Origin of the sequence: Novipirellula aureliae, from assembly GCF_007860185.1 — a bacterium.
Lineage (GTDB): Bacteria > Planctomycetota > Planctomycetia > Pirellulales > Pirellulaceae > Novipirellula_A > Novipirellula_A aureliae.
Map to the genome: position 1 here is coordinate 322,575 of NZ_SJPY01000003.1, position 12,249 is coordinate 334,823.

Here is a 12,249-nt window from a genome sequence, read left to right on the forward strand (position 1 = left end):
GAAACCTTATTTGCCAATCGAATCGGCAAGCTCACCTGCGTTGTAGATGGAGCGTAACGCCTCCAAGATCCCGACGCCCGAAACACTCACGGCTCGGGATTGTTCGTCGCTGTACAAGTAATCGCTCGTCAGACTTTGGATATTGCCGTCGAAGATCAACCCCACCAATTCGCCATTGCGATCAACCACTGGCGAACCGCTGTTACCACCGATGATGTCGGCGGTGCAGACAAAGTTGAGTTGGGTTTGCAGATCAATTGTATCTTTCGCCTTCATCCATGATTGCGGCAAATCGAAATCAGCTTGTCCTTTGTGCGATGCAGCATGCTGAAACGCACCCGCGAAGTTTGTCGTTGGTTTGATCATCTTTCCGTCTTCGACGTAGCCTTTGACGGTACCGAAGGCCAACCGCAATGTGAACGTTGCGTCCGGATAGCCGCTGGTTCCTTCCATTGCGGTAATCGCCTCGGCAACCTGAGCGTAGGCTTGTCGCTCGCGTTCTTCGATTGCTTCGTTTTGTTCGCGGACCGAACGGTACTCGGGTTCGATGAGAAGGGCGAGGCGAATCATTGCATCATCGCTACTGTCGATCGCTGCTTGGCCGCCATCGATTGTCTCTTTTCGGTATTCGACGCTGTCAAGATTCGTGCCTTCGATCAACGCAGCGGCGCGCTCGCGAGGTGCTTTTCCATCGAGAATTTTTTGGACCAACTCATCATCGGCTCCGCGAGAGATAATCAGTCGTGAGATTTCGTCCGACAATTTTGCCAGTTCCAGGTCACGATAGATTGGCGCGGTGCTCAACAGCTCTTGCATCAACGATTCACGCGACGAATCGGTAAACTCGCGTAATCGCAACTCATTGGCTTTCGCGTCCTCACCCGCAAGTAGTACGGTTTGCAGAGCGAGACCGAAGAGCGTGCTGCGAAGGCTCACGCTTCGATCGATCATCTCTCGTTTCACGTCCTGAATTTCTTCGATCTCGGTCCAAGCGGATGCCAAGTGCTGAAGTTCGGGGTTCTTCTTCAGCTCGGCAAGTAGTTTTTCTTGACGCTGGGTCTTTTGGGCGATCGTTTGTGGATCCTGGAGTCCGCCAAGCATCCCTGAATACGCTTTACGTGCGTTTTGAATACCGAACAATTCGTCCCGAGCTCGGCGTGCTTGCTCGGTCCCTTCGAGCCCGAATTGTTGCATCAAAATCTCCTTGCGTCGTAGAAAATCGAGCACATAGGGAATCCGTTCGTCTCGGAGATACTCTAACGCCTCGACCGTAAAAATACGTTGGGTTCGGCCAGGGTTGCCGCTAACGAATACCAACTCGCCTTCGGAAAGCGGATTCTTGTTCCAGCTTAAAAAATGCTCGAGCTTTGCTGGCTTGCCCTCCTCGTAGACTCGCATGATCGTCGCGTCGAGATTGTAACGCGGGTATTCAAAGTTATCGGCGTCACCACCAAAAAACGCGGCCTCGGTTTCAGGAGCCCAAACGAGGCGCACATCGGTGTATTTTTTATAGCAGTACAGATGATACTTGGCACCACCATAAAGCGTGACGACATCGCTTCGAAGGCCCGTTTGCTCAAACGACTCCTTCTCAATCGTTGAAATGATGGCTCGTCGTTGCTTCACCGCGTCTTCGTCGGATGCATCTTCCTTGACACCCGCTTTGACGCGGGCGGTCACGTCCTCGATCGACACGAGCTGATTCAATTCCAAATCGGGTGCCTTCAATTCTTGATCGAGCGTTTTCGCTAAGTAGCCGTTCTCGATCAAATTCATCTCAGGGGTGCTGAGTTTGTGCAGCGTATCGCTGGCAACATGATGATTGGTCAAAACCAAACCGTCACTGGAGATGAACGATCCGGATCCACCGCTATTGAAACGCACCGACGAGAGTCGCAAATGATCGGCCCAATCGCCAGAAGGCTCGAATTGATAGCGTTCCTTCAACTGGTTTGCTGGCAAATCATTAAAAAGGTACATGCCTTCATCGCCAGACACCTTTGCTGGCAAACAGGCCATCGAAGTAAACATAAGCATTGCGCAAGTAAGCGTTCGTCGGGTGGTATTCATCGGGTGGGAACCTAAGGGAACGGTTGTGTGTGCAACCATTTTTAGAGGGCCAATCAAACTTTAGCAAGATCCTCTCTTTACCTGCTTAGCGTTTTATCGCTATCATCACCGCTATTATCTACGCGTCGATCCTTCCTGCTTGGCAAAAACAGGTCGTTTTGGGGCGAATTTTCAATGCAAATGATCAAGGATTGAGGCAATGGGCGGAGTCCCTGTGCTAATACTAGCAGCGGCAATCGGAGTCACCTACGGTTGGCAACCGGATGGAAACCACGGCGTCGAATACATCATCCAAGTGCCTGAGGACCAGCTCGACAGGTTGAAGGAATCGGGCGAAATTAGCAGCCGAATTGACCCGGAAGTCCAAGGCCACGTTTCGCGAGTCGTCATTCGTGTCGGCAACGGCCCTCTCCCACGAAACACCCCATCGACAATCGCTAGATCGAGTCACAATCAAGCCCTGCCGTACGCCGTAGCAGACCGATCGGCCGACCAAGATTTGGTGCCGATCCCTGAGATGAGTGATCCTTCTATCTTGCGCCCAATCGGTTCGGCCGACTCAATGGCTGCAAACCAGCAGAGAACGAACTCCGAAACCGCATCGATGATGAAACCCGATGTGAACGATCCGCTCTCCGGCTCTGGGATGGGATTGCCACCCTCGTTACGAGAAGCTGCCGATGCGATGAAATCATCCTTCGGGATACCAGCAAATGGCCGAGCCAATGCCCCCTCGATGAACCCGGCATCGAGTGACAACGTCACACCGCCAAGCAATGAACCGCCTTCCTTCACAGGTGGTCCCTACTCAGGTGCCCCTTATGCAAGTGGCCCCACGACCGACCCCACCGATCCATCGGGGACCGCCACAAATAGCCCCTGGTATGGTTTGAACAAGAACACATCAACGAACTCCAACGGCAATCCGAACTCCAACGGCAATCCGAGCCCCAACAGCAATTCAACCGCAAACAGTGCAACGATTCAATCATCGCAGGCCAGTTCGGCTTCGCGCAGTGGCGAAGGCATGGGCTTAGGAACGACCCCCAACTTTGGTCGACCGCCATACGGTGTCGGCGTACCGCAAACGAATCCCCCATCAAACTTGAATACTCCGCCAAACCAAAATTCCGGTGGCGCGGCATCCTCCGCCTATGCTCAACAACAAAGGCAACAAGAATTATTGAAACAACAAGCGCAGGTGCGTCAACAAGAGTTCGAGCGGCAGCAGGCGTATCAACAACAACTTGCACAGCAACAACTTGCACAGCAGCAACAGCAGCAGTATCCGCAGCAACAAAACGAGCAAGCCGCGCGAGGTTCTAGCACCAGTTCAACGCCCACTTACGGGCAATCGTTTACGCCGGAGCCAGGTCAAGGCAGCACGCTGAGCGTTACAGGCACGCCGTCAATTCAAACGCCTCCTAGCTTTGGAAACTATTCGCCAACATCGCCTATCGTTGATCCGGATCTAACAGCCCGCGATGCTGCACGTCTGCCACCCGGCGGCTACTCTTTTAACACCTCGGGACAAGCGGTTGATCGCCAAGGCCGGGTACTCGATCGTTATGGACGCATAGCAACGACGCAGGGAGTAACGCAGAACCAACGCCCAGAACAGCTACGCCCAGAACAGCTACGCCCCGAATCCGTCCGTCCCGAATACTCGCAGACGGATTACTCACCGAGCGATTACCCGCCAAACAATTACTCGCCTAACGATTACGCACCGAGCGTCAAGGTACCCACCACTCAAAATCGTGACTATCCACTCAGCGGCACAAGCGAAGTGCGTTCCGCATCGGATCGTTTTGAAAAGCCAACGGGCAGCGAGTCTGCGGAACCGGTACCGCCCGGCCGCTCCACGCCGGAACCGCGGCGTGTGGCTGCCCAGCCGCTATTCAATGGGATGTTGCTAATCTCGATCATTGGAAATCTCTACTTGGCGTTTTGGCTGAAGAATCTGCGACACCAATTCCGCGATCTCGTTGCCGCCCGACGGTCCAACCAAACGTCAACCTCCTCGATTGCCTAGCGTTTTGCCACCGCTTGATTTCAGGCTTGGCAAAAGCGTGGTGGGGCATCTTGCACAGTCAGCTGCGGCTAGAAGCCACAGCCACGAAAAATTTCGCTACAACCGCTGCGATCGGAACCTCCCTTCAAGGCCTAGCGATCGATTCTCGGTTTCTCGTTAGAACCATCGGCACGAACTCCCTTGGTGCTGTATTGTTCAGCACTCTCGCCTTTTTTTGCGCATGCTATCAAGTGGATAGCGGAAAGCCGCATGCGGGAAGATTGACCGCCTTCGGGACTCTGAGGCTCATGCAACTTGACACAACGCTAACGAATCCTGCGATGAACGTCGATCCGGCGTATTCGTGTTCGAACGCTAGCGTCACTTCACCGCTTGAACAAGAGGTTGACTGTTTGACGGAAGCCTTGAGCTTCAAGTATGAAGAGCTTTCGCTGATTCGCGAATTCTGTCAGCGTCTTGATCTCGGCAAAAAAACCAGCACGATCTGTCGTTTGCTGTTATCCGAACTGCACGGCTGTATCCAGGCCACCACGTTGGCGATCGAGCTCGACGCTGCCGATGATGGCGATCGCGATGACGCTTATGGTGCCGAGGCAATTGAACTCGACCAGGGAGCTGCGGAGCTGCATCTTCATGGTGACGAAATCGAAGCGTCGCGATTACGCTGGATCGTCGATGCGGCTATCCGGCAACGCAATCGAGTACAGGGCATCCGCGAACAGGAAGATTGCAAACATGAAGATTCGCAGTCATCAACGATCACGATCGCCAATCACCTCTGTCTCGATGGTGAACTCTACAATGCAATTGTGGTACCGATTGAACGAGGCGGTCAAACGCTTGGCCGGATGATTGCCATTCGATGGCAAAACGAGGACGAATTTGGAACGACCGAAGCGGACTTGATGCGATCGACTTCGATGATGCTCGGCATTCACTTGGTCAACCAACGGCAATACGACGAGATGCAGTTGATGTTCGAGGGGACGATTCAATCGCTCGTTTCCGCCCTCGATGCCAAAGACGCCTACACTTGTGGTCACAGTTCTCGCGTCGCCGAATTGGCTGTACGATTAGCTGGCCGACTCGGCTATGACGAGGAGTCACTACAGCGAATTCAGATGGCGGGTGTGCTTCACGACATCGGAAAAATTGGGGTCGAAGATTCGGTCCTCCGCAAACCGGGGAAGTTGACCGACGACGAGTTTGAACAGATAAAAATTCATCCCGTACTCGGCTTTGAAATTCTCAAAGGAATTCGTCCGTTTCGAAAAATCCTGCCCGCGGTACGTCATCACCATGAATCGTGGGACGGCAGCGGATACCCGGACGGATTGAAGGGGGACGCGATTCCACGTGATGCTCAAGTGCTAGCGGTTGCCGACGCCTTTGACGCCATGACCAGCAACCGGCCTTACCGTGATGGAATGCCGATTGAGCGGGTGCTGAAAATATTCGCCGAAGGTCGTGGAACCCAGTGGGCTAGTGACGTCGTCGATGAGCTAATGTTGTGTTATTGATCGCGGTCGATGAAGCAGGCTATGGGCCGAAGTTGGGACCGCTGGTAATCGCCGCGACCGCTTGGAAGGTACCAGACGATCTCGACGGCGTTCTATCGGATTGTTTCGAACCGCTGCGAACGGCGAACAAGTATGGCAATCTGAATTTGGTCATTGACGACTCGAAGAAAGTCTTTCAGTCCAAAGGCAGCCGTTCGATGCAAACCTTGGCGGCCATCGCCAGAATCTGTAGCATCTGGTGCGGCCACAACTTTGACACGGTCGGTCAATGGCTTCGCGAAATTGCCGCGGATGACTATCAAAACATCGTGCAAACCGATTGGCTCGCGCCGCTTGAAAACCAAACGATCCATGAGCCCTCCTTTTCATGCGATCCGACGCCTGCGACCGACGTGATAACCAAGTGGCGTTCAAAAGGCTCCGTACTCCACAGCGTCAAAGCACGCATTTTAACCGCGTCGACTTTTAACCGAGAAATTCAAAAAGGCCAGAACAAATCCGACCTGCTTTCGGATTCTTCGTTGCAACTGATTGCATCGGCCATTGCTCAGTACCCCAATGAGAAAGAGGTCGACGTTTATTGCGACCGACATGGAGGCAGACGCTACTACGGGGCCGCGCTACAGCACCAATTTGCAGGCTCACTGCTTCGTGTGATCTCCGAAACCAAGCAAGAAAGTCAATACGAATTAGCGTCCGGCTTGCATACGATTCGCATCCGGTTTACCGTCAAAGGCGATTCATTCACGCCCGTCGCCCTGTCGTCATTGCACGCAAAGTACCTGCGGGAATTGTGCATGGGATCTTTGAACGACTATTTCAAAGAGCATGCGAATCCGGGAACATCGATCAAACCAACCGCTGGCTATCCTGTCGATGCCGAGCGATTCCTGCATGACGTTGCGGACATTATCAAGCGTCAAAACATCGATCGAAACGCATTGGTTCGCAGTCGCTAGGGAGCACACCGAAGCGACCAACGTTGCGGGACCAGAGAAGCTCAAAATTCGTTTTTCAGGTACAAATGCGCTATGTTGTTTTCATTCTTGCTTAGTCGCGATCGCGACGACAGGTATTGAAAGCCAAGCGAAATACGGAGTGATGAACACCTGCCGTCGCTTTACGACTCACCTATGTCTTTTCTAACTCTGCTTTTTCACGTTCATAGAGGCGGCGGATTTTATCTAGGTCAACGTCGACCGGCGGTAATTGCGGGCTCATCTCTTTCATGGTCTCGTAGACAATGCTTCCCACCGCCGCGTCGCGGTACCATTTTTTATCGGCGGGAATAATAAACCACGGAGCATGTTTCGGGCTACATTCTTTGAATACATCCTCATACGCTTCGAGGTAGGCGGGACGTTTGTCACGCGACTCGTAATCACCGGCGTTTAACTTCCAGTGTTTTTCGGGTCGGTCGAGACGCTCCTTGAACCGTTCGAGCTGTTCCTCGGGGCTGATGTGAAGATAGAATTTCAAGATGCGAGTGCCATTGGCCGCCAGCAAATTCTCGAAATGGTTGATCATGTCATACCGCTTGCTCCAGACTTCCTTGGGGGCCAATTTTTCGACGCGAACGGCCAAGATATCTTCGTAGTGGGAGCGATTGAAAACCGAAATCATCCCCGTCGCGGGGGTACACTTGTGGACTCGCCACAGGAAGTCGTGTGATTTTTCCAGTGGGGTTGGCACCTTAAAGGGGTAAGTCCGCACACCTTGGGGGTTCATTCGCCCGAGCATTTTGCGGATCAAGCCGTCTTTGCCCGCTGCATCGGGAGCTTGCAAAACGATCAAGAGTGACTGTTTCGCTTCGACAAATAGCCGGTATTGCATCTCCCGAAGTTTTTCAATGATCTCCTCACAATAGTTCCGAGCGTCGTCTTTCCCCTCAAACGGGCCATCTGGCACGGTCTTCATCGAAGCCAATTTAATCGAAGCGCCGGGCTTCACGAGATGCTTTTTGAGAAGGTCCATAGGAAGTAAATCTTGAGGTTGAAGGGCAAATCAGACGAGAGAACCGATCATCCTGAAGGACTTTTCAAATAGCGGCCCTGTAGAACGGATCGGAACCTTTAAGTGTTTGATGGGTTAGTATACAGTATAACGATGGGGTCGGTTTTTTCGACCAACCCCCTACTATTTCGCCCCCCACATCGCCCCATCCGTTTCGAATACAAGAAGAATGGAAATGACTCGATCTACTAAAAAACGAACTCGCCGTGTCCATAAGAACAGCGGTTTTACCCTACTTGAGCTTCTCTTAGTTCTGTCCATTCTGGTCGTGATTGGCGGATTCGTGGTTGGTAATTTGGTTGGTGTATCCAAAGAGGCCAACGAAGACGCCACCCGGGCTCAGATTGGGCTGTTGAAACCGGTGATTCAGCGGTATCAACTCAAGATGAACTCGCTGCCCGAAAACCTCGAAGCGCTTCGTGACGGGCCTAGTGATGCGGATAAAAAGGAAAAATGGAGTGGAGCGTATATCGATTCCATTCCCAATGATGCTTGGAACAATCCGTTTGAATACTCTGTCACAGGTGACACGTACGAGATTCGCAGTAGCGGAAACGATGGCCAAGCCAACACCGATGATGACATCATTGTCACCGGTCCATAGTGAGACCGCGTGCCCAACGGGCCGCGCGTCTGATCACGGATGAGTCCCGTTGACCGCACGGTTTTGCGTTTAGTGGTAGCGGGCCTCGTCGGCCGTTTCGATCCGCATCGAGAGTCTTGACGACTTCCGCTACCAATTATCACCGGAGGTCTTACCGACTTCCGCTACCCGTTGCCGAGTCTCACTTTGTATCGCCGAACCTTTGCCTTCACCCTATTTGAACTGCTGCTCGTCCTCGCGATCCTGTCTGCGATCGCGGCGGTCACGATCCCCAACCTCGGTTTGTTGATGGGCGAGCAGAAGCTGACTCGCGCCAGCGAGCAGCTTCGAATCGAATTGACGCGTACCCGCGTCGATGCGATGAGAGCCGGGCAGATGATGATGCTCCAATGGGACCCCGATTTAGGCACACTGAAGCTCAAGCCGTTCTTTTCAGCCGTCGCGTCCGTCGACAGCAATAACGGTTCTGCCAACTCGCAATCCACTTTGCTAACTGGCGGTAACCAAGCGAGCGTCACGGCCGCTCCTGTCTACGACCCCGAGGCCGAAGAAACGATTGAGTTACCGGAAGGCGTTACTGTCGAGGTGATCGCTGTCACTCCGACCGCGCGGTCAACCATCGCGGAACAGGAGATGGTTGGTGAGCTGGTGACGGGAACAAGCCCGATCCTGTTTTACTCCGATGGAACGACAAGCAATGCGGTAATCATTCTGGCTCATCCGACAATCGGTCGCGTGGCAGTCAAATTGCGGGGCATTACCGGCGACGTAACGATCGACGAGGTGATGCCGCTATGAGAACCAACTTTCATCGCAATGGCTTTACGCTCCTTGAAATTTTGTTAGCCCTCGCGATCCTCGGTGGCTCGTTAGCCATCCTGGGCACCATTGCCAGAACCGGAACGTCCGCTGCACGTGAATCGAGAGATTTGGCGGTCGCTCGCATTTTGTGCCAAACCAAGTTGACGGAAATACTTTTGGAAAATATCTCACCACAACCGGTCGTCGATATCCCGATCACATCAGCCGATTCAGGTTCGATGTCGCCATTTTCGTACTCCGTTGAAGTGATGCCAGCACCGCTTGACGGGATGTTGGCCATTCGAGTGACGGTCGTCGCGGCGAACCCAGATGGTGGTTCCGCATTGGCAACCTATTCGCTCTCGCGATGGATGATCGATCCTGATTTGGGGCTCGAAGCGTTGGAAGCAGCGGAAGCGGCGGAAGCAGAAGCGGCGGCGGAAGCGGCCCTAACATCAGCTACTGGCGGGGGGATTTGATTTTGAAACGCTCAGCATTCACTCTTATCGAAGTCTTGTTGACGCTGTCGATGTCGGTGGTCTTGATGCTGCTCATTGGCGGCGCGATCCAGTTCTACAGCGTGACATTGAACGTGAGCGATATGGACATTCGCCAAGTCCATTTAGCAACTTCGCTGATGCAAATGATTGAAGATGATCTTCGCAGCACGGTGCATCCGCAACCATTCGACGCGTCGGCATTGGAAAGCATGCTACAGGCAACCGCATCCCAGGGAGGCGATTCGCAGCAGGCATCGTCAGAGGAAGATCTATCAGCCGCTGGCATTACCGGTGACGACGAACTCGATGTTTCCGTTGATTCTGATGTTTCCGTTGATTCGACGGTGCCCGATCTGTTAACGGATACATCCGTGTTAGCCGTTCCAGGATTGATTGGCAACCAATATCAAATTCAGATCGATGTTAGCTGCCTGCCTCGGCTTGAAGAATACCTGCCCATCATTGATCAAACCACTTCGGATCTGGACGATATCCCCAGCGACATTAAAACGGTCAGCTATTTTGTCCAGCCCGCTGGGACGATCGGCGGTGTGACCGATTCGCTCAGTCGTTTGTTGATCGCTGCCAATTCGGGCCAAGCGACGGAAGACGAGTCGGGAGCCGGCGGCCTCGTTCGCCGCTCGCTCGATCGCCACGTGACTTTGGAAGCGATCGACAACGGGTCGATCATGACCCTTAACCAGACGGGCGAGTTATTGGCACCGGAGATCACCGCGATTGAATTTAGCTACTGGGATGGAACTCTCTGGCAGTTGCAATGGAACAGTGACGAAATGGGACAATTGCCTGCGGCGGTGAAAGTGCAATTGACGATGCTCGATCCGGCCTCTGCCATGACGGCCGAATCGGATTCCAGCGATCCAGCGAACTTGCGAGTGATCTCGCACATCATCCGTTTGCCGATGTCGCAGCCTGTTGAGACAAGCGAAGAAGAAACTGTCTTATCGGAGACCGGTTTATGATTGCCAAAGGTCGTAGCTTGCGTCCGCAACGACGCGGTTTTTTTCTGATTCTCGTATTGGTCGTGGTCGCGGTTTGCACGATGGCCGTTTACTCGTTCACCGAGTTGATGGTCGCCTACGAAGATTCCACCTACTTGTCAGCGGATTTGGTCCAAGCTCGCGTCAACGTGGAATCGGGCGTCGATACCACCCGGCTACTGCTGAGCAAACCTCCGGCGACGCGATTGGATTACGGCGGCGTCTTCAACAATCCGTCAATGTTTCAAGCCGTCAACGTCTCGATGGGGACGGATAACGCGACCGCTTCAAGTTTCACAATCGTCGCAACCGGCTTAACCGAAACGGGCAGCTACGGTGGCATTCGATTTGGGCTGCAAAACGAATCGGCGAGATTGAACCTGAACGCCCTCACTGCCTTAGAAGAAAACTCCGACGCGATCCTTTCGACCTTGTTGGTCACAGATGAAGAATCGGAAGAATCGGAAGAGACGGAGATCGACAACATTGCCGTTTCGCTGTTGATGTCACTTCCCGGCATGTCGCTTGAAATCGCCGACGCCATCTTGGATTGGCTCGATGAAGACGATGAACCTAGAATGTATGGTGCCGAATTAGAAAGCTATACAAGTTTGCCGACACCCTATTCGCCAACCAATGGTCCCCTTTTGAGTGTTGAAGAGCTGCTATTGGTTCGCGGCATCACGCCTGCACTGTTATTCGGTGCCGATGCAAATCGCAATGGCGTGCTCGACGCGGATGAGCAAGCACACTACGGGGTTGGCATTGAAACACCGGGGGTGTTGGGTTGGGCCGCCTTCCTAACCGTCTCCGGCGCCGAAGGAAACAAAACGCGTGACGGACTCGCTCGCGTGAACGTCAACCAAGACGACATGGAACTTTTGTACGAAGAGTTGCTTGAGGCGATCGGAGACGAAACCTACGCCAGTTACATCGTTGCTTATCGAATAGGTGGTACAGCGCCGAACGCCGAAGCGTCGGGCGAAGCACCGGAGGGTGCCGACGGTGGCGTTTGGTCGATCGAAATGATGGATCAGGTTGACTTGACTGGCGAGGCGAGCAACCCGATCAACCAAGTGCTCGATTTGGTTGGGTCAACCGTGACACTCGGTAATGGCGACAATGCTCGCACATACGCATCGCCATTTCTGGAGGATCCCGTTTCGATGGCACTGTATTTGCCGGTCCTAATGGATGTGATTGCAACTCAGGATAGCGAGACAATACCGGGGCGAATTAACTTGAACGAATGCCCCGCTGAACTACTCTACGGTATACCGTTTTTAGACGAAGAAACGATCCAAGCGATTATTGAATTGCGATCCACCGAATCGGATGACCCAAACCGAAACTTTGCGACTTGGCCATTGGTCGAAGGGATTGTAACGATTGAACAGATGCGTAGTTTAACACCTTTGTTAACGGGTGGCGGTGATGTTTATCGCGCCCAAATTATCGGATTCTTCGAAGATTCTGGAATATCGAGTCGTAGCGAAGTTATCATTGATGCAACGACCGTGAATCCAAAAGTCATTTCGTGGCAAAACCTCAGCCATCTTGGTCGAGGATTTGAACAAAGTGTGCTAGGTAGTCGAACCATGATGAATACAGATTTTTAGCTCGTTGAGCCACGTGCCGTTCGGGGCACACGGTTGAACGAAAAGTGACGCGCGGCCCGCTGGGCAGGCGGTTGAACCAAAAGTGA

10 protein-coding genes are annotated in these 12,249 nt (G+C 53.1%); 8 read left to right on the forward strand and 2 right to left on the reverse strand.

Annotated elements, in window-relative coordinates:
• Positions 1-6: 6 nt before the first annotated feature.
• Positions 7-2,070 (reverse strand): S46 family peptidase, encoded by a 2,064-nt coding sequence (locus Q31b_RS10530; RefSeq protein ID WP_390622316.1) that lies wholly within the window; start codon positions 2,068-2,070, stop codon positions 7-9.
• Positions 2,071-2,269: 199 nt separating this feature from the next.
• Here Q31b_RS10530 and Q31b_RS10535 point away from each other — a divergent pair, with 199 nt between their 5' ends.
• The 3 genes from Q31b_RS10535 (at position 2,270) to Q31b_RS10545 (ending at position 6,584) form a co-directional block, all read left to right on the forward strand.
• Entirely contained in the window at positions 2,270-4,105 is a 1,836-nt protein-coding gene (locus tag Q31b_RS10535) for a hypothetical protein (RefSeq protein WP_146599646.1), read from the forward strand.
• Positions 4,106-4,392: 287 nt separating this feature from the next.
• Complete coding sequence (locus tag Q31b_RS10540) at positions 4,393-5,625, forward strand: HD domain-containing phosphohydrolase (RefSeq protein WP_146599647.1); 1,233 nt, start codon at positions 4,393-4,395, stop codon at positions 5,623-5,625.
• On the forward strand, positions 5,616-6,584 hold the full coding sequence (locus tag Q31b_RS10545) for a hypothetical protein (RefSeq protein WP_146599648.1): 969 nt from the start codon (positions 5,616-5,618) through the stop codon (positions 6,582-6,584). Before Q31b_RS10540 ends, Q31b_RS10545 begins: the two co-directional genes overlap by 10 nt.
• 172 nt (positions 6,585-6,756) lie before the next feature.
• Here the strand turns inward: Q31b_RS10545 and Q31b_RS10550 are convergent, their stop codons facing one another.
• Positions 6,757-7,599 (reverse strand): PPK2 family polyphosphate kinase, encoded by an 843-nt coding sequence (locus Q31b_RS10550; RefSeq protein WP_146599649.1) that lies wholly within the window; start codon positions 7,597-7,599, stop codon positions 6,757-6,759.
• 214 nt (positions 7,600-7,813) lie between these two features.
• Here Q31b_RS10550 and Q31b_RS10555 point away from each other — a divergent pair, with 214 nt between their 5' ends.
• The 5 genes from Q31b_RS10555 (at position 7,814) to Q31b_RS10575 (ending at position 12,163) form a co-directional block, all read left to right on the forward strand.
• A complete protein-coding gene (locus tag Q31b_RS10555; RefSeq protein WP_231617459.1) occupies positions 7,814-8,242 on the forward strand; it encodes a type II secretion system protein GspG in 429 nt (142 codons plus the stop codon).
• Between the two features lie 171 nt (positions 8,243-8,413).
• Positions 8,414-9,040 (forward strand): pilus assembly FimT family protein, encoded by a 627-nt coding sequence (locus Q31b_RS10560; protein ID WP_231617460.1) that lies wholly within the window; start codon positions 8,414-8,416, stop codon positions 9,038-9,040.
• Entirely contained in the window at positions 9,037-9,522 is a 486-nt protein-coding gene (locus Q31b_RS10565) for a prepilin-type N-terminal cleavage/methylation domain-containing protein (protein ID WP_146599652.1), read from the forward strand. Before Q31b_RS10560 ends, Q31b_RS10565 begins: the two co-directional genes overlap by 4 nt.
• A gap of 2 nt (positions 9,523-9,524) precedes the next feature.
• The gene (locus tag Q31b_RS10570; RefSeq protein ID WP_146599653.1) at positions 9,525-10,526 is read left to right on the forward strand and encodes a prepilin-type cleavage/methylation domain-containing protein; all 1,002 of its coding nucleotides are present in this window, start codon (positions 9,525-9,527) and stop codon (positions 10,524-10,526) included.
• The gene (locus Q31b_RS10575; RefSeq protein WP_146599654.1) at positions 10,523-12,163 is read left to right on the forward strand and encodes a type II secretion system protein GspK; all 1,641 of its coding nucleotides are present in this window, start codon (positions 10,523-10,525) and stop codon (positions 12,161-12,163) included. Before Q31b_RS10570 ends, Q31b_RS10575 begins: the two co-directional genes overlap by 4 nt.
• The last annotated feature ends 86 nt before the right edge of the window (positions 12,164-12,249 follow it).

Coding starts and splice junctions, on each gene's coding strand:
- Q31b_RS10530 (WP_390622316.1), bottom strand. CDS start 2,070: ATGAATACCACCCGACGAACGCTTACTTGCGCAATGCTTATGTTTACT.
- Q31b_RS10535 (WP_146599646.1), top strand. CDS start 2,270: ATGGGCGGAGTCCCTGTGCTAATACTAGCAGCGGCAATCGGAGTCACC.
- Q31b_RS10540 (WP_146599647.1), top strand. CDS start 4,393: ATGCAACTTGACACAACGCTAACGAATCCTGCGATGAACGTCGATCCG.
- Q31b_RS10550 (WP_146599649.1), bottom strand. CDS start 7,599: ATGGACCTTCTCAAAAAGCATCTCGTGAAGCCCGGCGCTTCGATTAAA.
- Q31b_RS10555 (WP_231617459.1), top strand. CDS start 7,814: ATGACTCGATCTACTAAAAAACGAACTCGCCGTGTCCATAAGAACAGC.
- Q31b_RS10565 (WP_146599652.1), top strand. CDS start 9,037: ATGAGAACCAACTTTCATCGCAATGGCTTTACGCTCCTTGAAATTTTG.
- Q31b_RS10575 (WP_146599654.1), top strand. CDS start 10,523: ATGATTGCCAAAGGTCGTAGCTTGCGTCCGCAACGACGCGGTTTTTTT.